The organism is Lacinutrix sp. MEBiC02595, assembly GCF_053601555.1.
The window spans coordinates 418,911-441,626 of sequence record NZ_JBSHNU010000246.1 but is presented as its reverse complement, the minus strand read 5'-3'; the positions used below and the strand labels follow the sequence as shown (position 1 = coordinate 441,626).

Genomic DNA, 22,716 nt, shown 5'->3' with positions numbered 1-22,716 from the left:
TGTATTTAAACAATGTTAAATCTATTATTTGTAAAAAAAATCGTCAATTAAATTCTTTTTTTATTTAAAACACAAAAACGTGAAATTTTAGTATAATTAATATTCTATATTTACTTTTACAAAATTATGAGTAAACGCTTTTATAAATTACCAATTAAACCGGACAGCTTTTTTACTAAAAAAGAGCATGATAAATGTGATATAAAACAATCTATAGCACATTATATTCATTTAATAAATACAACATCTTTTGGGGAATCTACTTTTGATGAAACCTTTGGTAGCTCTATCTGGGAGTTAGATTTTGATAATTTAAAGAGTGCTAATAAATTAAAATCTTTAATTAAAGATTCTATTGAAGATTCTATAAAAGCACATGAGAAAAGACTAACCAATATTAGCGTTCAAGTTAAAATCAAACAAGAAGAAATTTTAAGCACAGACGCAGCAAATAGAATTAAAAAAAGAGTGGACCTTGTAATTAGAGCTAAAGTAAAACAAACGAACGAAGATTTTAAGTATGTAGAATACTTTTATATTGGACCATTATCCTATCAATAAATTTACCAAATGAAAACAGAATCTTTCGAACATATAAAAAACAGAATGGTAAAGAAAGCAGCCTCTATTTGGGGAGTAGCTGCTAATGAAATTGAAACGTCCTTTGATCCTGTGGTGTCTTTATTAATTTCTGCTTGCGCTTCTGAAATTTTGAAAATTGAGGCCGAGTTAAACGAATCTCAAAACAGGGTTACTGAGAAGTTAGTGCAACTAATGACACCAGAAACGGCAATAGGCTCTAAACCTGCTCATGCTATTTTACATGCAAACACCTTAGACGATAAAGTAAACATAAAACCAGAGTATCAATTTTATTTTAAAAAGAGAACCACAGAAAAAAAAGGTTCGGAAAAACTAAAAAATATTTTCTTTTCTCCTGTGCAAGACTTTAACCTTATTAATGCTAATGTTAAATATCTAGCAAGCGGAAACAAATGCTTTAGTTTGGATGGAAAAAAAGAAAAAACTAGAATAACTAAAAAAACGGATAAAGAAGAATTACCCGCGTCGACCATTTATTTAGGTATAGAAAGTAATTTGAAAGAGTTGCCTTTACAAGATATTTCTATGTATTTTGAAATCGATGATATTGATAATAGCGAAATGTTTTACCATTATTTAAAACATGCAAAATGGTCTATTAATAATGCCGAATTAAAAATAGAAGAAGGCTTTTACAATAGTAGTTCCTTAAATAAAATCGAGCTTCAATCCATTTTTAAAGAAGTTTCTAGAAATACACAAAATATAAAAAGTCAAGTATTACAATTCTATAAAAAAAATTACATCACTATCAAAGATGTGAAGTCCTATAAAGCTGCTGCTTGTGATGATTTAAAAGATTTTATTGCAGTAAACCAATTAGAAATTCCTGAAAATATAACTTGGCTTAAAATTGAGTTTTCAAGAGTATTAAGTAATGCTATATTGCAAAAACTGCATTGTTCTTTAAATGCTTTTCCCGTTTTAAATAGAGAATTAAACTCCTTTACATACCAGGTTAAAAACTACATTAATATTTTACCTATTAAGACAGAAAATTACTTTTTAGATGTGAAGTCTATTGTGAATACCAATGGCCAAACATATATTCCAAAACTTCAAGATGCCTTAAATACAGGAAAAGGCAATTATACGGTAAGAGGAAATAATGTTGGTAAGTTAGACCAACGCGGAGCAAAAGAATATTTAATTCATTTAATAGAATTACTTAAAGATGAAAGTGCTTCTTTTTCCTTTTTAAACAATGATTTTTTACATAGTAATCTTAAAAACTTAAATCAGCTAATTTCGTTATTAGAGAAAAAAGTAGCTGCAACAAAAGAGAATCTTACCGAGAGTAGTTATATCACCTTGGAGCCATATAGTAAAAAAGAAAACTTATTAATAGATTACTGGACAACCAATGGAGACGAAGCAAATAATATTAAATCCGGAAATGATATAGAGGTTTACAAGGCCATTGGAATAAAACAAAAAGGCAGTTACTTATTAACTACCACTTTTAATGGTCGAAATAATTTAAACATGGAAGAGCGTTTAAATTCTTACAGACGTTCTTTGCTTTCTAGGGACAGAATTGTAACCAAAGAAGATATTAAAGCATTATGCTATGAATTATATAATGATAAAATTGAAGCAGTAGAAATAAAAAAAGGATACACGAATAGTATTGAGGTTAATAAAGGAATAACACAATGTATCGAAATTGAACTGTATGCTAATAAAAATATGAAATTTGAACAAAAAGAATGGGATTCACTTAATAGTAATTTGCTGCTCTTTCTAGAAAAAAAATCTATAAATATATTTCCATATAAAATAAAAATAGTAAATTAATCCTTAATTTTATAGGGTTGAAAAATGAATACTACAATGAAAAATACATCCACACATCTAGATAAATCAGTCATTTATATTTTCTTGATTGTCTTTTTTTTATCCGCATCTATGTTTGCTTATAAATATTCAAAATATGCACCTTGTGAAGATGTAAGTTTTAATATTAATACCAATGATTATACTATAGGTTCGCTAATTAAATTTGAAGACTTTACCGATAGTGCAACAAATTGGGAATGGGATTTTGGAGATAATTCCATCATTTCTACGCAAAAGAAACCATTACATATTTATAAAGAACCAGGAGACTACAATGTAAGATTGCTAGTAAATGGTATTTGTGAGCAATCGGAAATTATCACCATATTACAGAAAAAAGAACTTTTAGATTCTACAAAATTCCCGGTTTTTAATATTCCAAAAACTATTCGTGTTGGTCGTACATTAACGGTAGAAGACAAAACGGAAAATGCTTCCAGTTGGGAATGGAGATTTGGTGAAACAGCAGAAGCAAATTCAAAAACAAAATTAGCATCCTATATATATAAGGAACCAGGATTTAAAACCATATCTTTAATTGTAAATGGAGAATTAAAGTATATTTCTAAACAAAAAATTGAAGTATTACCTCTAAAAGAAGTAGTGAATAATATCTTTGATGATATACCTGATGCACCTTCTAAACCTGTTTGGGATATTAAAGAAGCACCAGAAAATACAACCATTAAAGATAGACCTAATACTCCAAAATTAGTGCCCTATATTGGTCATGAAGATTTTAAGAAAAAACTTATTCTTGTTTCTAAAGAAGAAATGAGTCCAAATCAATTTGTAGATTACTTTTGCGGAGATATAAATAAACCAATAATTGCAAATGGTAAAAACACTACATTTTTAGTCTTTTGTGAACAGATTAAAGACAAAAAATTAAAAATTAAAAATTTCGAAATCTTTAGAGATAAAGGATCTAATTGTATAAAAACAATTACTATAGATTACAAAAAAGGATTTGGAATATTTTAAAGAAAGAAAGAAAGAAAGAAAGAAAGAATGAACGCACAAGATAAACATAGAGTAAATTGGATTGATGGAATGAAAATTAATAAAGATCACTTTATTGATTTTGAGGAGTCTATGATTTATGCCATTAAAAACTCCGAACAAAAACAAATTACACCAGTAAGTTACGGACTATTACCAGATTTTTCAGAACAAGGAAGCGCTATAGATTTATTAATTTCTATAGATGGACAAAGCACCATAGAAGTTATTCTTAATAAGTGTCATGCCATTACCTTAGGTGGGTATCAAATTAATATTTCAGAAAAAACAAAACCGCTATTAGAGCAATCTGGTTACATTTTAAAACAGCAATACGATGTTGGTACAGAAGATAATGAGTTTTATATTGTACTTACTGTAAATCCTTATATTAGAGTTCCGGTTGGTGATGCAGATCCCAATGAAGAACCACCAAGACATCCTTACGTATTACCAGAATATAAACTAGATGTGCTGGCAAGTGCAGAAGTTTCCAAAAGAGAACTTGGTTTACATCATATAACCATTGGTAAAATAGTAGTAAAAGATGGTACGCCAAGATTAGTAGATAACTTTATTCCGCCATGTAGATCTATTCAAAGTCATGCCGACTTAAAGTTTACATTTCAAGAAATTGTTACCTTTTTTAATCTTATGGAATCGTATGCAATGCATATTATTCAAAAAATTTATCAGAAAAAACAAGCGAACGATTTATCACACATGGTACTTCATATTTCGCAACGCGTATTAGAAAATTTAAACCGAAGTATTCCAGAATTTAGAATGCAAGATCAATATGAACCGCCAATTGTAATGATTAATAAACTTTCTGGTTTAGCAAGAGTTATCAAAAGTAGTTTAGATGTCTATGTAGGAACAGGGAAAGAAGAATTACTAAATTACCTAACAGATTGGTGTGATTTAAATCAAGGTGCTTTTGAAAACGTTTTAGTTGAAATGTTAGAGATTAAATACGAACATACAGATATTAATGAAGCTCTATTAAAAGTATCTTCCTTTTCTAAACTGATGCTTTCCTTATTTAAAAAATTAAACGAATTAGATTACATCGGTAAAAAATCAGATTCTACCATTTTTGTAAAAGAAGAAGTTGTAGATAACGTAGAAGTTAAAAACAGAAGAAGTTTTCTCTTAGATTAATAAAAAACTAAAATTAAATATTTATGAAACCAAAAAATAGTAAAGATAGACGTGCTTCCTTTTTAAAATTTTTAGCACTTTTTGTTATAACTATTACTGCTATTTTATTTGCGGTATACTTTAATTTTAAAGTTCCAAATAAAGAAAATGCAATATTAAAAGACCAAGTAAAATCTGTAGAAAAGGAAATGACTTTTCAAAATGGTTTTTCAAAAGAAATGAAAAGTATTCGTGGAATGATTGATTCTTTAGAAATTAAAGGTGCAAATTTGTCCTACCAAAACTCATTAATTAGTGGTAAATTAGTGGACTTACAAAAAACGATTCCAACTAAAGATTCTACCTATAGATATGATATGTATACAGGTATAATATCGGTATATGCCGAGCTTTTAGATGGTAAAATTCAATTAAGCGAATTAAAAGATTCTAAAGCTACTATTGACGAATATAAAATTGCTTTAGAAAAAGCAAGATCCGATTTTAAACAATGTGAAAGAGATTTATACATTGCTAGAGGATCTAATTAGTTGTCCATTGCAAATAAAATGTAACTTTTCGGTTTTCTGAAGGTTTTTTTCGAACCAGTATTTTTACTGTTTCTAAGTGCCGAAAAAAAACAAACCTTTAAAATAACTACTAAATATTAAACAACTTTTAGTTTTGTATCTCCTTCATCCTGTAGCATTATAATGAAGTACTCTTGGTTGTTTCTAGTAACTTTATAGCTTCCGAATATATACTAGGAATTTCTTCATTCAAAATTTCTCGTATTCTTGAAACCGTTTGTTTTATTTGTGTTTCAAAACCATTATAATGTTCTAATGCTGTTTTTTGGCCTGCAGGTTTATCTTCTAAATATGCAGTCAAGCCAGCTTTTGTAGTACTAAGAGATTCTTTTAATGCCACTTGCATAGCTTTAACTTGTGTAGCATGCGTTTTCATTTGAAGATTATAAACTTTAAAAGCACTTAAAGCTTGGTTTGTATCGTTCATAGATAGGTTAAGAGATGTTGGTTGGTTTTTTATAATATCACGAAGTGGCTTTATGCCAACTTCTAATGCGTTTATTGCTAGCCTTTCTCTTGCTAAAAACTTGGTCAATGTAGTGCGTATTTTTGTAAACTTAACATCATACTTTAGGTTGATTTTATCTCTGTTTTTAAAAAGCAAACGGTGATGTTCCGCCGTAATATTAATTACCCAAGAACCCCTTGGTAATTGTGTTAGGGTTTTATCTACTGTAGAGATTTTTTCTAAAAAACTTTTTAGATTGTGTATTGAATTTTGATCAGATTCCATAATGTTAGTTTTTTTATTTTAATCAAATAGATGCTATTTGTCTATTAACCTCTTGTATTGCTTTTTTGTTAGTCCCAAATTGATGATTGGCTTCTTGAGCAAGATTAGTCCAAAGATCGGTAGTAGCCATTATTGTTACTTGTTTCATAAAGTTGGATAAGTCACCATTCTGAACCGTATTTACACTAGCACTTATATTTTGCATTTGACCTATAAAATCCACTACAAGTCCAACTAAAGACTTTACAGCATTGTTAGCAGTGTTGGTGTCATTGCTTAATTCTGTAAACTGTATGCTTAATGTGTTTACAGTGCCTTTGTAAGATGCTTCCATAACATTGTATTGTGCTTTTGCATCCGATTGTCCGCAAGGTTGTCCATTAGCATAATCCAACATTCTTGTCAGTGCATTTTGTGTATCGGCTTCTAAACTATTTTGAACAGATTGTACAGCTAAAGTAGCGGTGTTTTGCCTATTCACAAAAGCAACCATTGCAATATTACCTTGTCCAAGTTCTGTTTCACTTTGCGTAAGGCCATTTTGTATAATATCAAATTGTTTAATCAATTCGGCTTGTTGCGCAGGCGTTATTGTTCTGCTTGAACCTATTATTTTTAAGATAGCCAGTATTATTTTTGCGGAAGCATCAAAAGTGACGCTAAAACTAGGAAGCGTTTGTTGTAGCCAATTTGTTACAGGTTGAAAACTGGTAAAGAATGTTTTTGCGCTGGTTTGTGCATCATTGATTAATTCTACTATTGGTGCTGTAGATATTTCAACACCAGTCGAATATTCACAATCTTTACATCCCGCATCATAAGAACATGTAACGTATATTCGATAAGGTCCTAATGTTGTTGCTGCAACAGCCTTTGCAACGTTATTTATTTGTGTCGGAAAATTTACTAGTACTGCAATATCTTGTTCACCGGTTGCCATCTTTATTTTTTTTAATTGTTTAATTAAATATTACGTGCATTTTGAATTTCGAACCCGGAAATAGTCATTTTTATAGCGGTAACATTTTTCCAGTTTCCTTTATCTACTGTTAGCGTCCATTGTGTATATGGCGAAGGTGTTAAATAGTTAGGAGCATCTTCTTTTGCAAATTCCCATTTAGTAATAAATGCAGGTAATAGGTCTGGTTTATAATCGGAAGACATAGAAAATCCAGAGGAAACAAATCGGAATTCTTTTCCATTTAATTTATTAGAATAATTGGCAGAAGTCTCAATCTGTAATTCCACCTCACCAGATTGCGAAGCACCTTGAAGTTCAAATGTAGCTTCTGTTATAAAGAATGCAGTGTTTCCATTAAGTTGTTCCGAAAGTGTAGTATCCTTTAAAGTAATAGACCATTGCGCTTGTCCTTTACCATTAACTTCCTTAAACAAAGGGTTTAGTTCTGGTCTTACATAATAATCAATTGGGCCAAAATCTTGTCTTGGTTTTATAACATTTGGTAAATTACCATGTAGTACGTTTTTTAAACTTTCTATTGAATTTTCCACATTTTGAACCAATTGTAAATACGTCATAGACGAGTCTACTGTAACAGTTGAAGGACGTAACCATTGGTAGTTAAAAGCAGCTCGATAATTATTTACAGAAAGCACAATACTTCTTTTTAGGTTTGTGTATCCTTTTTCTAGAAAGCCAATAGCGGCATTTATTTTGGCTTCTTTTGTTGCTAGTTTTGCTTCAAGAGCATTCCATTGTGCTTCTGCTTGGTGTATAACGCTTAATTGATCAAAGGCAATCATACCTTGATTATATAGCTCTAGTAATTTTGCTTGTTGGTCACCAATACCTTTACCATAAGTGGATGATAACTCAATAGCTTCTATATACGCTCGAGCTGGCGCACCAGTTTCTGATCCACTTAATAAAGGTTCCAGAGATGCTTTAACCTGAACAACCATAATTTCCCAATATGTTGTTGGGTCTATGCCTCCAATAGAAAACCCATTTAAGTTTGGAATTTTATCCATTGCTTTAACCATGTCTGGTGAAAAGTTAATTTGATTTTCACCACTTGCAATGGCACGACTCACAATATCCCAAAGTAAAGCACTAGCAAGGCCAAACCCAACTTGCGCACCCATTAAGACTTCTGCACCATTTCCTGTTTCGTTTAAATTTGGTATGGTTGGCGGACTATGTGCTGCAGTAGAACCAGATTCAATGGCTTGACTTATGAGTTCTTCTCCAGCTTCCGCTAATTTTTCTGCGATCTCTAGGGCAGCTTTTGCAATTTCACCAGATTCGGCTCCTATTAAGGCGGGATCTACTAAAATTGCACCAACACTAATATAAAGTGTGATTACTTTAAAGAGCATTTTAAATGCAGTTTCTAATAATTCCTTTTGAAATTGATCTGCAACAGCTTTATCAATTGCGTCTTGTAAAGGTGCAAGGGTTTTACTTATATTGTTTAACTGCAGCGCAGCACTTGTTAATTCACCTTGTGCTAATTGTGATTGATTTACTAATCGTTTTAAGGTGTTAAATAAAGGTGTTTTTGCTTCAGAATTGATACTTTTTAATGTGGATGCTAACTTATTTAGTAATTCATCTGTGTTTTCTTGCGATTTAAAATCTTGTATTTTTTGATTATATGCACCAGCGACTTTTAATAAACCATTCATCTCCTTTTCATATAAATTAACAGATAGGGCAGGTACATAGGTTGCATTAGTTACTGAAGCTTGTGTGAAGCTTAATAACGCCATGCTATTTGCTTGTAATGAAGATATATTTGCAATATCTAAATTAGTATAATTAGCACGTTCTTTAATTAATGCATGTGAAACTCCTGTAACCCAACGCAACATTTGGGATGCTAATTGCTTCGCTTCTTTATTGTCTAGTTCTACTAAATACGAAGCGGCAGAAAATGTAAGTTCTGCACCTAATATGGACCAAGGAGAATGAAATACATCGGCAATGTCATTTGCGCTATTACTTATAGAGGCTCCATTTGCGGATAAAGTTTGTACTTGTGGAGGTGCTTTATCGGAAGCAACTTTTACTACTTGAGCAGTTGCACCAACTCCTAATGTAACAGATAATTTACCTTTTATTTCAGAAGTAGCAATTTGAAAATTTGGTATGTTTATAGATGTTACTATAAGATTAGCATTACCATTGTTTAATACCTTTACAGAACGTGCAATTATTTGAACACCAATACTTGGTATTTTTATTTCACCTTCGGCTATATTTAAAGTATCTACAACTATTACAAGCCCTCCTTTTAATGGATTGTGAGTTTTCAATGCAGTTTTGACTATATTAGTTAAATCTCCAGTTAAACTTGTAAATACAAATCCTTTATGAGGTGCTGCTGTTGCTATTTGGGGAATTAATGCAGATGAATTTTTATAATTTGCCGCATGTGCTTCGAGTAATTTCCAGTTTGGTTGATAGTTAGACATGATAAAGTTGTTTTATTAATGTATAGATATAAATGCTGCCACCTTTTAGATAGATAACAGCATTTTCAAATAGTTAGTTAGATGGGTTAAATGAAATAAACCCTGCTTTTGAAAATTGCTCTGCTTTTGATGCAATTATCTTCCATGAATCTAAGGCAGTTTGAAAGTTTACTTTTTGTAAAAAGGCGCTCCAATCTTTTAAATCTTCTGGAGTTAAATCTTCCAGTTGGCTTTCAATCTCGCCTGCAAAATCTGTCCAGCCAGCAACCATTGATCCTATAGTCTTAACAAATGCGTCACCATCTTCTTTTACATGTACTACACTTTTATTAAAATGCCCAAGTATAGCAACTAAAGCCGCTTTTTTCTTTTCTTCTGCTCCTTGAGTTGCTAGATCTTTTCTCGCCTGATCTAAAGCATCTTTAGTTTCTTTTGCAAGGGCACCAAAGGTTGCAGCATCTGCTATGGCAAATAATATTCCAAAGAACGGAATTAGTAAGAATATTGGTGACATACTCGCAGCAACTGTAAAACCAATGTACTCATCATTAAGCTTATCAATATGGTGGTTTAATTTTTTTAAATTTGCAAGATCTGTTTTTACAATTTTTTTTGCCGCATCAAGTACATTACCGTCTTGGTTTAAGTATACTTGTAAAGACTTTGTTGGTCCAGTTAATTCGTTGTTTAGTGTGGTATAAAAATTAGCAGTTTTGGTCGAAAATTCAGCTATATTTTTTTTTAATGATGTCGCTCGTTGGGTAATCCCGCCATGACCAGATAGTAAGCCTTTTAAATCAGCAAGTCGTTTTACTGGATCTGGCTCTTCACCAATAAATTTCAGACCTTCTTGTAATTGTTTAATAATGAATTCCGCAGCAAATTGTGTACTGCTGGATAACCAAACGGCATTTCCATAAATAGATTTAGGAGCACTTGTTGCTTCCTGAAATGCTGCAATTTTTGTGAATAACGTGTTAGGGTCACCATATTCAGTAAGCACTTGCTGAATAGCTTTTAGAACAGCTACCGCATCTAATATAGTTTGTTCATTAGCAAATGTTCCATATAGTTTTGTAAATGTATTTGCTGTAATAGGAAATCCCATAGCAGTATGCGTAACGACTTGCATTTTTAACCATGCTTTGGTTTGAAGTGGAAAAGCATAATTTGGTTTATTAGTCTGAGGGTTTGTTACTTTAGTTAGTAATTGACTTGGAGGAGTTAGATTAAGGAATCCCGTTGTTGCTGTTGCTGCTTTCATGATTTTTAATTTTGTGTGTTATTAATGTTTAGTAAAATTAAAACTTTAAAACACTGATTGTTAGAGTAATAACACTAATTTGTTAAAATAGGTGTTTATACGTAATACAATATCTATGTCATTATTATTTATTACATTTATAGAAAATAGTCTATAAATGTTGAAAAAAGTCTATGCAAGTGCTGTGTTTGGAGTGGAAGCTTCCACAGTAACCGTTGAAGTAAATGTAGATTCTGGAATTGGTTATCATTTAGTTGGTCTACCAGACAATGCTATTAAAGAAAGTAATTATAGAATTGCCGCAGCATTACAAAATAATGGGTATAAAATTCCCGGAAAGAAGATTATTATAAACATGTCTCCAGCAGATTTGCGCAAAGAGGGAAGTGCTTATGATTTAACACTTGCGGTTGGCATATTAGTCGCAACCAAACAAATTCAAGCGGAAAACTTAGAAGACTTTCTCATCATGGGAGAACTTTCATTAGATGGAAACTTACAACCAATACGAGGCGCTTTACCAATCGCTATTAAAGCAAAAGAAGAAGGTTTTAAAGGTTTTATACTTCCAATTCAGAATGCAAAAGAAGCTGCCATTGTAGATGATTTGCAAGTTTTTGGAGTAGATAATATAAAACAAGTAATTGATTATTTTGATAAAGGAGAAGCGCTAGAACAAACCATAATAGATACTAAAAAAGAGTTTGAAAAAAATCTGGATTTCCCAGAGTTCGATTTTAGTGATGTTAAAGGACAAGAATCTATAAAGCGCTGTATGGAAATTGCAGCTGCTGGCGGACATAATATTATTTTAATTGGTCCGCCAGGAGCGGGAAAAACCATGTTAGCCAAACGATTACCAAGTATTTTGCCTCCAATGACTATTCACGAAGCATTAGAAACTACAAAAATTCATAGTGTTGTTGGTAGAGTAAAAGCAAATGCAGGTATTATGGCGCAACGTCCTTTTCGTAGCCCGCATCACACAATATCAAATGTAGCACTTGTAGGCGGCGGAAGTTACCCGCAACCTGGTGAAATTTCCCTATCCCATAACGGTGTTTTATTTTTAGACGAATTGCCAGAATTTAAACGCGAAGTTTTAGAAGTAATGCGTCAACCATTAGAAGATAGAGAGGTTACTATTTCTAGGGCGAAATTTACAGTTACGTATCCTTCGTCTTTCATGTTAGTAGCAAGTATGAACCCTAGTCCGAGTGGTTATTTTAATGATCCTGGCGCTCCTGTAACTTCTAGCCCAGCAGAAATGCAACGCTATTTAAGTAAAGTATCCGGGCCATTATTAGATCGAATAGATATTCATATAGAGGTGACTCCTGTTCCTTTTGAAAAGCTTTCCGAAGAACGAAAAGGCGAAACTTCTGTAGAAATAAGAAAACGAGTTACTGCAGCTAGACAGCTGCAAACAAAACGATTTGAAGATTCAGATACTGTTCATTACAATGCGCAAATGAATACCAAGCAAATACGAAAACATTGTGTGTTAGACGAAGCCTCTAAAGCATTATTAAAAACAGCAATGGAACGTTTAAATCTTTCCGCAAGAGCGTATGACAGGATTTTAAAAGTATCTAGAACCATTGCAGACCTTGAAAACCATGAAGAAATAACCGGTTCGCATATTAGTGAAGCCATTCAATATAGAAGTTTAGATAGAGAAGGTTGGTTAGGGTAAAAATTACAGTGCAGATAGAATTCCCTTTTACCCTTTTATACTGGGTTCATTAATTAAAGAGTATAGCTTTACTAAAGAATATAGAAGTATTGAAGGAGAACGTTGTCCAGGCTATTTTTTTTATTACCTTTATGGAGCTATTAATTAATCAATAACTTATGAAAAAATTATTATTACTACTACTTGGCTTTGCTATTGGATTCTTGATTTGTTATTTTTATTTCTGTAACTCACAAACAAATATACATATGACAACACCCAAAGGGATTATTACACCACAAGAAGCAAAGGTTTTAGATAAAGCTTTCGATTCTAGGCATCAATTAATTAGCGACTCTATTGTTGGTAGACCTGACAACCGTTCTGCTTGGTGGTCTTTAGAAGATATAGAAGGTTTTATTGAACATGCTAAAGCACAAAGTGAAAAATTAGGATATGACATGAATGGTATTCGTGTGTATTTAGGAGCGCATGCAGACGAAGGAAAAATGGTAGGGTACACAACCATGTTTATGGTGCCAACTGGTAATGCTTCTTTATCGGAAGGAAAAGTACTTTCTGCTCCTCCTGGTAACGGAGATATTCCTGGAGGATCTGGATTGAATGATGCATCTGGCGGTGAGCCACCTTCTGCAAATTACCCACAATAAAATGATTGATTATTTAATAGATAATAGATCAATTTTTATATTATTTATAGAAATATTAGCAGCTGTAACTGGACTTTTGTTATTTAAGAAGTTTACAAATACCGCTGCTAAATATTTTATTTGTTTTTTAGTCTATGTAATATTCATGGTTATTTGTGGTAGATACACTTATTTAATTCCTAATGATGGAGTTTTTAGCTTTCTACAAAATACCTTATTAGAAAGAAATTACTGGTGGTTTACCATTTGCTGGAAAATAGGAGCAATTGTTTTTTTTGGTTGGTATTATTTACAAGTATTGCATAATGCAAGGAGTAAAAGAATTCTAAAAACATCTTTAAGTGTTTTTATGCTTATTTCTGTCCTAATTATTTTATTTACTTTACCCGATTTTTTTAAAAAACCAATTCCCATTATTAGTATTATGGGAGGAATAATAATCTTACAATGTGTTTGTTTCTATTTCATTGAAATTTTGCAGAACGAAAAAATTCTTACCTTTTATAAATCACTAACTTTTTATATAAGTGTTGCCATCTTACTGTTTTGGTTAATTAAAACACCATTAGTATTTTATGAACAGTATTACAATACAAAGGATACGGATTATATAAACCTTAGAAGTTGTATTAACTTATTGGTTATACTTTTTATGTATGGAACGTTTACTATAGGCCTAATAGTTTCTAAGCCAGAAAATGAAAAAGAAGGTTTTGAGAAATAAGGGACTTTCCTTTAAAAACTTCCTTTTTGGGTATCTGTTTTTGAAATGTTTGAAGGAAACGGGATTGTTTCTAAACCCAAATTAAAGTATTCATGATTTCAGAAATAGTGAACTTTTTATCTATAATGGCAAATGCAGCACTAGCTGTTTCTGCTGGAATTGGATATTTCTCTTTAAAAAAATATAAAAATACATATACAAGGTATTTTATTTACTTTTTAATCTATGTGTTCCTTATGGAATTGATTGCGAATTACCCTAAGTTAAATGCTTTAGAGTCTTTTGCATGGACAAAAGATAATAAGTTTTTGAATAATAATTTTTGGTATTACACTATTTTTTGGACTATTGCCAGTGCTGTTTTCTATAGTTACTACTTTCAAAAAGTACTAAAAATAAAGCGATTTAAAAGCCTTTTAAAATATGGCAGATTTGCATTTATAGCGCTATCTGTAATATGGATAGTAAAGGATTATAATAAATTTTTCACTTTTGGTTTTGTAATATTAGACTACCTTAATACGGTCTTAATTATAGGAAGTGTAATTCTGTTTTTTTTAGAAATTTTGTTAACCAATAGAATATTAACTTTTTATAGAGATATTAATTTTTATATTGCATCAAGTATATTAATTTGGTGGCTAATTACCATGCCTTTAAGTATTTTTAGTGACTATTATAATGCAAATGATATGCATTATGTTTATTTGCATCGTATTTTAATTTATGCTTCCAGTATTTTTATGTATTCTTGTTTTGCTATAGGATTAATAGTTTCCAAGCCAAAACATTAAACAAATTATATGTTATTTAATTTAATACAAGACCCGCTAGTTTCTACAAGTGCAGAACGTTACCTTTTGATTTATATGGTAGGTGTTTTGTTAATTGTAACCTCGTTAGTCGTTCTCTTTTTTATTGTTTTTCAGAAACGGAAAAATAAATTATTACTAGATAAAATTAAACAGCAAAAAGTATTTGACGAAGAGATCTCTAGAACGCAAACCGAAATACAAGAACAAACTTTAAAAAATATAGGTTGGGAATTACATGATAATGTTGGACAACTTTTATCGGTAGCAAGTATGCAATTAAGTGTTTTAGGCACGCAAGTTTCTTCAGATATGAAAGAGAATATTAGAGAGACTACAAATATTGTTAGAGAGAGTTTAAAGGAAGTGCGTTCCCTTTCTAAATCGCTTAACAATGAAGTTATATTAAATATTGGTTTTGAAAAATCTATTACGAACGAACTAGATAGATTAAAACGAATGAAATTTACGAAAGCAGAATTACATGTAAAAGGAAATACGATTCCTATAGAAAATAAAAAGCATGAAATAATTATGTTTAGAATTCTTCAAGAATTTTTGTCTAATTCTGTGAAATACTCCGAAGCAAAAAACTTAAAAATCATCTTAGATTACCAAAACGAAAGTTTACTAATTGAAGCTAGTGATGATGGTAAAGGTTTTGATGTTGAGACTGCAGAAAAAGGGTCTGGACTATTAAATATGAAGAGTAGAGCGGCACTTATTAATGCTACATTTAGCTTAGCTTCAACAATAGGAGAAGGTGTTGTGCTTATTATTAATTATCCTTTGCATAAAGAAAGTTAATAGACGGTATCCTTTTTTAATCTTTCTTTAAGCAAGGTGTCTCCAAGGTTGGAAGGAGTTTTATGTTTTATGCAATCCAAGCATCTCAAATTACATCTAGCCAACGAACACAGAATTTTAATTTGTATTTCTATTCCAACTCCGTACTTTAGAAAAAGGAAGGTGAATTTTAGTATATAATTCAGATATATTTAAAAAATAAGACAAAATATTTTTTATAAAGAAAGAGTGAATTTGTTTTTGAGATATAAAGTTCGCTTTTTTTTTATGGAGTACAAGCATCCCAAATAGGATCTTTTGGTAAAGGAGCAGTTATATTAATATCTTCCTTAGAAACAGGATGTGTAAACGCTATTTTTCTAGCATGTAAATGTATACCTGCATCTTTATTACTTCTGTCAAATCCGTATTTTAAATCGCCTTTTATAGCGCAACCAATAGTGGATAGTTGCGAACGTATTTGATGGTGTCTTCCCGTTTCTAGATTTACTTCTAATAAATAATAAGTATCTAATTTTTTTAATGTTTTATAATGAAGAATTGCATTTTTGCTATCCGAAACTTCTTTTATATACGCTGTAGATTTGTTGTTTTTCGGATTCTTTTTTAACCAATGTATTAGCGTGTCACTATTTTTTGGCGGTGCATTTTTTACAACTGCCCAATACGTTTTACTAATATCTTTGGAAACAAAAAGTTTATTTAATCTCGGTAATACTTTACTCGTTTTAGCAAAAATCACTACCCCAGTTGTAGGTCTGTCTAGTCTGTGTACCGTTCCTAAATATACATTTCCAGGTTTGTTATATTTATCTTTAATATATTCTTTAACCACATCACTTAATGGTTTATCTCCCGTTTTATCTCCTTGTACAAGATCTCCAGCACGCTTGTTTACAACAATAATGTGATTGTCTTCGTAAATAACTTGAAGATTACTTTTATTAGATAAAATTTTTTCTGATGGTCTTCCCACAAATACTTGAATAATTTTTATTTACTGAACACTGAACACTGAACACTAGTACTGCTCCTCATCGTTAGGGAAATCACCAGTCTTAACGTCATTTCCATATTGCGTAAAGGCAGTAGTCATTTCTTCATATAAATTCATGTATCGTCTTAAAAAACGTGGATTAAATTCATGTGTCATACCAATCATATCATGGGTAACCAAAACTTGACCATCCACACCATTTCCAGCGCCAATACCAATAACAGGAATAGAAACACTAGCTGCAACCTCTTTTGCTAATTTAGCAGGTATTTTTTCTAAAACAATAGCAAAACATCCCGCTTTTTCAAGCATTAAAGCATCATCTTTAAGTTGTTGTGCTTCTTGTTCTTCTTTAGCACGTACTGTATACGTACCAAATTTATATATAGATTGAGGCGTTAAACCTAAATGCCCCATAACAGGAATTCCTGCATTTAATATTCTTTTGATAGATTCTTTAACTTCTTTTCCACCTTCCATTTTTACAGCATGACCGCCAGATTCTTTCATAATTCTAATGGCAGAACGCAACGCTTCTTTTGGGTCACTTTGGTAGCTACCAAAAGGTAAATCTACAACTACTAAAGCTCTATGTATTGCTCTAACTACCGAAGATGCATGATAAATCATTTGATCTAAAGTAATAGGTAACGTCGTTTCGTGCCCAGCCATGACATTACTTGCAGAATCACCAACTAAAATAACATCAATTCCCGCACCATCCACAATTTTTGCCATGGTATAATCGTAAGCAGTTAGCATAGAGATTTTCTCACCATGCTTCTTCATATCGACTAATGATTTTACGGTTACTCTTTTGTATTCCTTTTTTGCTACAGACATCTGTTTTTGTTTAGTTTGATAGAATGTAAAAGTACTAAATTAAGTGTATATTGTTATACTTTTCTTTTAAGAGGTCTTAAAATGCTAATCTTCAATTCTTTTAAGTGAAAATTCAAGAATATGGCAACAAGTGCTATCACGCTTTTCCAAGTTTTTTCTGTTTTATAGAAAAAAATATCTCTGTAAAAATACTTGAGTTAGAAGATTCGTTTACATATTGCTAACGCGGTATGGCTGATTACTGAATTAACAATCTGCCATATTAACACTAACCGCCAAACCACCTTCACTAGTTTCTTTATATTTAGAACTCATGTCCTTAGCAGTTTCCCACATGGTAGCCACTACTTTGTCAAAAGGAACTTTTACATTGTTAGGATCGGTATCTAAGGCTAATTCTGCGGCATTAATAGCTTTAATTGCTCCCATTGCATTACGTTCTATACAAGGTATTTGTACTAAACCACCAATAGGATCACAAGTAAGACCTAAGTGATGCTCCATAGCAATTTCCGCGGCAACCAATACTTGTTCTGGAGTACCACCAAGTAATTCCGTTAAAGCACCTGCAGCCATAGCAGAACTCACACCTATTTCTGCTTGACATCCTCCCATTGCAGCACTAATGGTCGCACCTTTTTTAAAGATACTTCCTATTTCTCCGGCAACTAATAGAAAACGTTTGATGTCTTCAAAATTACCATCGTGGTTTTCAATAACCAGATAATACATTAAAACGGCAGGGATTACTCCAGCGCTTCCGTTTGTAGGTGCTGTTACAACGCGACCTAAAGACGCGTTTACTTCATTTACAGCTAATGCAAAACAACTTACCCACTTTAATATTTGTCGAAACTTAACTTCGGTATTTCTAATAGAATAGAGCCACTCTACATGTGTGGTATACGGTTTTTCGCCTTTTAGCTTTTGATGCATATCATAGGCGCGACGTCGTACATTTAATCCGCCAGGAAGATTTCCTTCCGTATGACAACCAAGATACATGCATTCTAACATCGTGTCCCAAATACGTTGTAATTCCTTGTCAATTTCTTCCGAAGAGCGAATCGATTTTTCGTTTTCTAAAACGACTTGTGAAATTGGCAATTCTAAGTTTTTACAAAACTGTAAAAGCTCGGTTCCTTTATCTATAGGATATGGAAAGGAACATTTTATTTCAAAATTACGTTTCGAGTTTCTACGTTCTTCTTTAACCACAAAACCGCCACCAATAGAGTAGAAGGTAGACTTCTTTTTCTTGCCATCTATGATTGCTGTAAATGCCATTCCATTAGAATGAAATGGTAAAAATTTCCGGTTGAATATAATAGCTTCCGAAGGATGAAAAGGAACAGGCTTCTCGCTATTAAAAGATAAAGTGTTCGTCTCTTTAATAGTAGAAATTATTTCTGGAATATTTTCTGTAGGAATCGTTTCCGGATCCAATCCACATAAGCCAAGCATTACCGCATAATCTGTAGCATGCCCTTTTCCTGTTAAAGATAAAGAGCCATAAAGATCGACTTGAATACTTTCCACTTTCTCAAAAGTGTTATTTGCTTTTAATTCTTTGATCCATCGTTCTGCTGCACGCCAAGGACCTAAAGTGTGGGAACTTGAAGGTCCAACACCAATTTTTAACATATCAAAAACTGAAATACATTCCATTTACAATAACCTTTTAAAGTTGGCGTAAATATACATTTTGTAGGGTAAGAAACTTACTTTTTTTCAAAAGCTTCTATACTATTTGCTTTCATTACAGCTTCTATATTAGAGGTGTCTACAGCGTCCACATCATCTGCAGGAACAACAACTACTCTAAAAAGTTGATTTTGAGTCCAACCAGAATCTATAGCATTCAAGTTTACCGTACCATCTAAAAAGAATCGAACATCTGTTTGTGTGAAATCATAATTGTAAATTAAAATACTTTCATTGGTAGTACCTTCATCAAAAGTAACTTGTTGTGGCATTAATCTCCATGCATTTTGTCCGTCTGTTCCTGGCCATAAAATATAAACCAATGTCACATCTGAAGGATATACTTGAAAGCCATAATCTTCAAAATATTCATAATTATTAGTACTGTTAAAATCAATTTCAATTTCAAAAGCACTAGCAACAAAAATCCCTCCATCTTGCCCATCAAGACCATCTTCGCCCTGGCAAGAAGTTAATATTAATGCAAATACGAATAATATCGATACAATCTTTTTCATAAGTTTTTTGTTTAAAGTTACAAATCACTTTTAATATTAATTGTTAAAAAAGCATAATTTAATGATTTAAGTATTTTATGACATCGTGTCAGTCATATTGTATTGGCATAATCCTTGACTTATACATGACAAATAAAAATAAATTTCAACACACAAAAAATATAATTATGAGTAAAATTATTGGAATCGATTTAGGAACAACCAACTCTTGCGTTTCTGTAATGGAAGGTAACGAACCAGTTGTAATCCCAAACGCAGAAGGTAAAAGAACAACACCTTCTGTTATCGCTTTTGTAGAAGGCGGAGAAATTAAAGTTGGTGATCCAGCAAAACGTCAAGCAGTTACAAACCCAACTAAAACGGTTTATTCTATTAAACGTTTTATGGGAAACAAATATTCTGAATCTAAAAAAGAAGCAGAACGTGTACCATATAAAGTGGTAAAAGGAGATAATGACACACCACGTGTGGATATTGATGGTCGTTTATACACGCCTCAAGAATTATCTGCTATGATTCTTCAAAAAATGAAGAAAACGGCTGAAGACTATTTAGGTACTACAGTAACAGAAGCAGTAATTACTGTTCCTGCTTATTTTAACGATGCACAACGTCAAGCAACTAAAGAAGCTGGTGAAATTGCAGGTTTAAAAGTACGTCGTATTATCAACGAGCCTACAGCAGCAGCTTTAGCTTATGGTATGGACAAAAAAGGAACAGACCAAAAAATAGTAGTATTTGATTTTGGAGGAGGAACACATGATGTATCTATCTTAGAATTAGGAGATGGTGTATTTGAAGTGCTTTCTACAGATGGAGATACGCATTTAGGAGGAGATGATGTAGATCAAAAAATTATTGATTGGTTAGCAGATGAGTTTAATGCTGAAGAAGGTATTGACTTACGTAAAGACCCAATGGCTTTACAACGTATTAAAGAAGCTTCAGAAAAAGCGAAGATTGAATTATCATCTTCTGCACAAACGGAGATAAACTTACCATACGTTACAGCTACAGCTTCAGGACCTAAGCATTTAGTTAGAACATTAACGAAAGCTAAATTCGAGCAATTAATTGACGATTTAGTAAAACGTACTATTGAGCCTTGTCAAACCGCTTTAAAAGCAGCAGGTTTATCAAAATCTGATATTGACGAAGTAATTTTAGTTGGTGGATCAACACGTATTCCAGCAGTACAAGAAGCGGTAGAGAAATTCTTCGGAAAAACACCAAGTAAAGGTGTAAATCCTGATGAAGTTGTTTCTTTAGGAGCAGGAATTCAAGGAGGAGTTTTATCTGGAGATGTTAAAGATGTATTACTTTTAGATGTAACACCTTTATCTCTTGGTATTGAAACAATGGGTAATGTAATGACAAAACTTATTGAAGCAAATACAACGATTCCTACAAAGAAAAGTCAAGTATTCTCAACAGCAGCAGATAACCAACCTTCCGTAGAAATTCATGTACTACAAGGAGAAAGATCTATGGCCGCAGATAATAATACGATTGGACGTTTTCATTTAGACGGAATTCCACCAGCACAACGTGGTACTCCTCAAATTGAAGTAACATTTGATATTGATGCAAACGGAATTATTAAAGTTTCTGCAGGAGATAAAGCTACTGGTAAGACACAAGATATTCGTATTGAAGCATCTTCTGGATTAACAGAAGAAGAAATTAAGAAAATGAAAGCAGATGCAGAAGAAAATGCAGAAGCAGATGCTAAAGCAGCAGAAAACGCTCAAAAATTAAATGAAGCGGATTCTATGATTTTCCAAACGGAAAAACAATTAGCAGAATTTGGTGATAAAATATCAGAAGATAAAAAAGCACCAGTAGTAGCAGCTTTAGAAGAACTTAAAAAAGCATACGAAACTAAAGATGTAGCGGTAATCTCTCCAGCTTTAGATACTTTAAACGAAGCTTGGAAAGTGGCTAGCGAAGAAATGTATAAAGCACAAGCAGATGCACAAGGTGGAGCAGAAGGAGCTCCTGATGCAAACGCTGGAACAGATTCTAAAGAAGAAAGCGACGTAGAAGACGTAGACTTCGAAGAAGTAAAATAAGCAGAGAACCAATTTTCATAAAATGAAAATGGTGTGAATCGCTTATGCCGACGAAGGTGGGCATCTCAGAGAACCAATTTTCATAAAATGAAAATGGTGTGAATCGCTTATCCCAAATTCATTTTGGGATCTCAAGAGGTTTAGCTTAATATTAAAAACGCAATCATTAATTTGATTGCGTTTTTTGTTTTATACAAATCAAAATAAACTATGCGTGCATAATAAATTTATTATTATATTTGCGAAGCTATTCCAAAACCTTTGTTAGGAATGGAACGAATAGAATTTTCAGTTTAATAAAATAAGACAACCACTTTTGTGGAAAATTGATATGGAAACCAAACTTACACAACTCTTAAATATAAAGTATCCAATAATTCAAGCGCCAATGTTTTTGGTCTCTAATGTTGCCATGGTAACAGAGGCAATGAAAGGAGGAATTGCAGGTTGTATTCCAGCACTTAATTATAGAACTTTAGAAGAGTTAAGAGCTGCTTTAAAAGAATTAAAAGCGAATAAAGTAGTAGGTGGTTCTTTTGGTTTCAATTTGATTGTAAATAAATCAAACATAAAATATAAAGAACAATTACGTGTAATTTGTGAGGAAGGTTGTGATTTTATTATCACCTCTTTAGGGAGTCCAGAAGAAACCATAAATCAAGCGCACAAAGCAGGTATAAAAGTTTTTTGTGATGTTACCGATTTACGTTTTGCAAAAAAAGTAGCAGAATTAGGAGCAGATGCTGCTATTGCGGTGAACAATCAAGCTGGCGGACATCGAGGTAACTTATCTCCAGAGGAATTAACCAACCAATTAAGTACCGCTTTAGATATTCCTGTAATTTCTGCAGGTGGAGTAGGTTGTAAGGCAGATATAGATAAAATGTTAAGCTATGGCGCGGCAGGAGTTTCTGTTGGTAGTCCGTTTATAGCATCTATAGAAGCTGGAGTAACGCAAGAGTATAAACAGGCTTGTGTAGATTATGGAGAGAAAGATATTGTGATGACAGAACGTATTTCTGGAACGCCATGTACCGTGATAAATACGCCTTATGTAGAGAAAATAGGAACCAAACAAACGTGGTTAGAAACGGTTCTAAATAAAAATAAGAAATTAAAAAAATGGGTTAAAATGGTTCGTTTTTCTATTGGTATGAAAGCTGCAGAAAATGCTGCAACAAAGGCGACCTACAAAACCGTTTGGGTAGCAGGACCAAGTATAGAATACACGAAAGAGATTTTGCCTACTATAGAAATTGTTAGAAATTTAACGCATTAATT

General features: G+C 32.3%; 20 protein-coding genes. 12 read left to right on the top strand and 8 right to left on the bottom strand.

What is annotated here, in order from left to right; genetic code table 11:
- Positions 1–126 precede the first annotated feature (126 nt).
- The 5 genes from ACVCZW_RS19365 to ACVCZW_RS19345 are packed head-to-tail and all read left to right on the top strand — an operon-like array spanning position 127 to position 5,138.
- Positions 127–561: a GPW/gp25 family protein gene (locus ACVCZW_RS19365; RefSeq protein WP_452227766.1), complete on the top strand. Its 435-nt coding sequence runs from the start codon at positions 127–129 to the stop codon at positions 559–561.
- A 9-nt stretch (positions 562–570) separates the two neighbouring features.
- Entirely contained in the window at positions 571–2,400 is a 1,830-nt protein-coding gene (locus ACVCZW_RS19360; protein WP_452227767.1) for a type VI secretion system baseplate subunit TssF, read from the top strand.
- Between the two features lie 36 nt (positions 2,401–2,436).
- On the top strand, positions 2,437–3,426 hold the full coding sequence (locus ACVCZW_RS19355; protein WP_452227768.1) for a PKD domain-containing protein: 990 nt from the start codon (positions 2,437–2,439) through the stop codon (positions 3,424–3,426).
- Between the two features lie 27 nt (positions 3,427–3,453).
- Complete coding sequence (locus ACVCZW_RS19350) at positions 3,454–4,608, top strand: hypothetical protein (RefSeq protein WP_452227769.1); 1,155 nt, start codon at positions 3,454–3,456, stop codon at positions 4,606–4,608.
- A 23-nt stretch (positions 4,609–4,631) separates the two neighbouring features.
- On the top strand, positions 4,632–5,138 hold the full coding sequence (locus ACVCZW_RS19345) for a type VI secretion system transmembrane protein TssO (protein ID WP_452233230.1): 507 nt from the start codon (positions 4,632–4,634) through the stop codon (positions 5,136–5,138).
- Positions 5,139–5,295: 157 nt separating this feature from the next.
- Here ACVCZW_RS19345 and ACVCZW_RS19340 read toward each other — a convergent pair whose 3' ends face one another.
- The 4 genes from ACVCZW_RS19340 to ACVCZW_RS19325 form a co-directional block, all read right to left on the bottom strand.
- The gene (locus ACVCZW_RS19340; RefSeq protein WP_452233229.1) at positions 5,296–5,910 is read right to left on the bottom strand and encodes a hypothetical protein; all 615 of its coding nucleotides are present in this window, start codon (positions 5,908–5,910) and stop codon (positions 5,296–5,298) included.
- A 22-nt stretch (positions 5,911–5,932) separates the two neighbouring features.
- Positions 5,933–6,850, bottom strand: coding sequence for a hypothetical protein (locus ACVCZW_RS19335; protein ID WP_452233228.1), 918 nt, complete (start codon positions 6,848–6,850; stop codon positions 5,933–5,935).
- A 23-nt stretch (positions 6,851–6,873) separates the two neighbouring features.
- Positions 6,874–9,348: a hypothetical protein gene (locus tag ACVCZW_RS19330; RefSeq protein ID WP_452227773.1), complete on the bottom strand. Its 2,475-nt coding sequence runs from the start codon at positions 9,346–9,348 to the stop codon at positions 6,874–6,876.
- Between the two features lie 73 nt (positions 9,349–9,421).
- The gene (locus ACVCZW_RS19325; protein ID WP_452227774.1) at positions 9,422–10,612 is read right to left on the bottom strand and encodes a hypothetical protein; all 1,191 of its coding nucleotides are present in this window, start codon (positions 10,610–10,612) and stop codon (positions 9,422–9,424) included.
- A 157-nt stretch (positions 10,613–10,769) separates the two neighbouring features.
- Here ACVCZW_RS19325 and ACVCZW_RS19320 point away from each other — a divergent pair, with 157 nt between their 5' ends.
- The 5 genes from ACVCZW_RS19320 to ACVCZW_RS19300 all read left to right on the top strand — a co-directional run bounded on the left by ACVCZW_RS19320 (position 10,770) and on the right by ACVCZW_RS19300 (position 15,301).
- Positions 10,770–12,308: a YifB family Mg chelatase-like AAA ATPase gene (locus tag ACVCZW_RS19320; protein WP_452227775.1), complete on the top strand. Its 1,539-nt coding sequence runs from the start codon at positions 10,770–10,772 to the stop codon at positions 12,306–12,308.
- Between the two features lie 158 nt (positions 12,309–12,466).
- Positions 12,467–12,958 carry a hypothetical protein gene (locus tag ACVCZW_RS19315; RefSeq protein ID WP_452233227.1) on the top strand — a complete coding sequence of 164 codons (492 nt, stop codon included), beginning with the start codon at positions 12,467–12,469 and terminating at the stop codon, positions 12,956–12,958.
- 1 nt (position 12,959) lies between these two features.
- Positions 12,960–13,682, top strand: a complete 723-nt coding sequence (locus ACVCZW_RS19310) for a hypothetical protein (RefSeq protein ID WP_452227777.1) — start codon at positions 12,960–12,962, stop codon at positions 13,680–13,682.
- A 92-nt stretch (positions 13,683–13,774) separates the two neighbouring features.
- Positions 13,775–14,476 carry a hypothetical protein gene (locus ACVCZW_RS19305; protein ID WP_452233226.1) on the top strand — a complete coding sequence of 234 codons (702 nt, stop codon included), beginning with the start codon at positions 13,775–13,777 and terminating at the stop codon, positions 14,474–14,476.
- A 9-nt stretch (positions 14,477–14,485) separates the two neighbouring features.
- Positions 14,486–15,301 carry a sensor histidine kinase gene (locus ACVCZW_RS19300; protein ID WP_452233225.1) on the top strand — a complete coding sequence of 272 codons (816 nt, stop codon included), beginning with the start codon at positions 14,486–14,488 and terminating at the stop codon, positions 15,299–15,301.
- A 265-nt stretch (positions 15,302–15,566) separates the two neighbouring features.
- Here ACVCZW_RS19300 and ACVCZW_RS19295 read toward each other — a convergent pair whose 3' ends face one another.
- The 4 genes from ACVCZW_RS19295 to ACVCZW_RS19280 all read right to left on the bottom strand — a co-directional run bounded on the left by ACVCZW_RS19295 (position 15,567) and on the right by ACVCZW_RS19280 (position 19,363).
- Complete coding sequence (locus ACVCZW_RS19295; RefSeq protein WP_452227780.1) at positions 15,567–16,277, bottom strand: RluA family pseudouridine synthase; 711 nt, start codon at positions 16,275–16,277, stop codon at positions 15,567–15,569.
- A 45-nt stretch (positions 16,278–16,322) separates the two neighbouring features.
- Positions 16,323–17,141, bottom strand: a complete 819-nt coding sequence (gene panB / locus ACVCZW_RS19290) for a 3-methyl-2-oxobutanoate hydroxymethyltransferase (protein WP_452227781.1) — start codon at positions 17,139–17,141, stop codon at positions 16,323–16,325.
- Between the two features lie 246 nt (positions 17,142–17,387).
- Positions 17,388–18,809 (bottom strand): L-serine ammonia-lyase, encoded by a 1,422-nt coding sequence (locus ACVCZW_RS19285; protein ID WP_452227782.1) that lies wholly within the window; start codon positions 18,807–18,809, stop codon positions 17,388–17,390.
- A gap of 53 nt (positions 18,810–18,862) precedes the next feature.
- Positions 18,863–19,363 carry a hypothetical protein gene (locus tag ACVCZW_RS19280; protein ID WP_452227783.1) on the bottom strand — a complete coding sequence of 167 codons (501 nt, stop codon included), beginning with the start codon at positions 19,361–19,363 and terminating at the stop codon, positions 18,863–18,865.
- Positions 19,364–19,530: 167 nt separating this feature from the next.
- On the opposite strand from ACVCZW_RS19280, the gene dnaK reads away from it, so the two are divergent.
- Positions 19,531–21,435: a molecular chaperone DnaK gene (dnaK, locus tag ACVCZW_RS19275; RefSeq protein ID WP_452227784.1), complete on the top strand. Its 1,905-nt coding sequence runs from the start codon at positions 19,531–19,533 to the stop codon at positions 21,433–21,435.
- A 331-nt stretch (positions 21,436–21,766) separates the two neighbouring features.
- Positions 21,767–22,714 (top strand): NAD(P)H-dependent flavin oxidoreductase, encoded by a 948-nt coding sequence (locus ACVCZW_RS19270; RefSeq protein ID WP_452233224.1) that lies wholly within the window; start codon positions 21,767–21,769, stop codon positions 22,712–22,714.
- Positions 22,715–22,716: the final 2 nt, after the last annotated feature.

Coding starts and splice junctions, on each gene's coding strand:
- ACVCZW_RS19365 (WP_452227766.1), top strand. CDS start 127: ATGAGTAAACGCTTTTATAAATTACCAATTAAACCGGACAGCTTTTTT.
- ACVCZW_RS19360 (WP_452227767.1), top strand. CDS start 571: ATGAAAACAGAATCTTTCGAACATATAAAAAACAGAATGGTAAAGAAA.
- ACVCZW_RS19355 (WP_452227768.1), top strand. CDS start 2,437: ATGAAAAATACATCCACACATCTAGATAAATCAGTCATTTATATTTTC.
- ACVCZW_RS19350 (WP_452227769.1), top strand. CDS start 3,454: ATGAACGCACAAGATAAACATAGAGTAAATTGGATTGATGGAATGAAA.
- ACVCZW_RS19345 (WP_452233230.1), top strand. CDS start 4,632: ATGAAACCAAAAAATAGTAAAGATAGACGTGCTTCCTTTTTAAAATTT.
- ACVCZW_RS19340 (WP_452233229.1), bottom strand. CDS start 5,910: ATGGAATCTGATCAAAATTCAATACACAATCTAAAAAGTTTTTTAGAA.
- ACVCZW_RS19335 (WP_452233228.1), bottom strand. CDS start 6,850: ATGGCAACCGGTGAACAAGATATTGCAGTACTAGTAAATTTTCCGACA.
- ACVCZW_RS19330 (WP_452227773.1), bottom strand. CDS start 9,348: ATGTCTAACTATCAACCAAACTGGAAATTACTCGAAGCACATGCGGCA.
- ACVCZW_RS19325 (WP_452227774.1), bottom strand. CDS start 10,612: ATGAAAGCAGCAACAGCAACAACGGGATTCCTTAATCTAACTCCTCCA.
- ACVCZW_RS19320 (WP_452227775.1), top strand. CDS start 10,770: ATGTTGAAAAAAGTCTATGCAAGTGCTGTGTTTGGAGTGGAAGCTTCC.
- ACVCZW_RS19315 (WP_452233227.1), top strand. CDS start 12,467: ATGAAAAAATTATTATTACTACTACTTGGCTTTGCTATTGGATTCTTG.
- ACVCZW_RS19310 (WP_452227777.1), top strand. CDS start 12,960: ATGATTGATTATTTAATAGATAATAGATCAATTTTTATATTATTTATA.
- ACVCZW_RS19305 (WP_452233226.1), top strand. CDS start 13,775: ATGATTTCAGAAATAGTGAACTTTTTATCTATAATGGCAAATGCAGCA.
- ACVCZW_RS19300 (WP_452233225.1), top strand. CDS start 14,486: ATGTTATTTAATTTAATACAAGACCCGCTAGTTTCTACAAGTGCAGAA.
- panB (WP_452227781.1), bottom strand. CDS start 17,141: ATGTCTGTAGCAAAAAAGGAATACAAAAGAGTAACCGTAAAATCATTA.
- ACVCZW_RS19285 (WP_452227782.1), bottom strand. CDS start 18,809: ATGGAATGTATTTCAGTTTTTGATATGTTAAAAATTGGTGTTGGACCT.
- ACVCZW_RS19280 (WP_452227783.1), bottom strand. CDS start 19,363: ATGAAAAAGATTGTATCGATATTATTCGTATTTGCATTAATATTAACT.
- dnaK (WP_452227784.1), top strand. CDS start 19,531: ATGAGTAAAATTATTGGAATCGATTTAGGAACAACCAACTCTTGCGTT.
- ACVCZW_RS19270 (WP_452233224.1), top strand. CDS start 21,767: ATGGAAACCAAACTTACACAACTCTTAAATATAAAGTATCCAATAATT.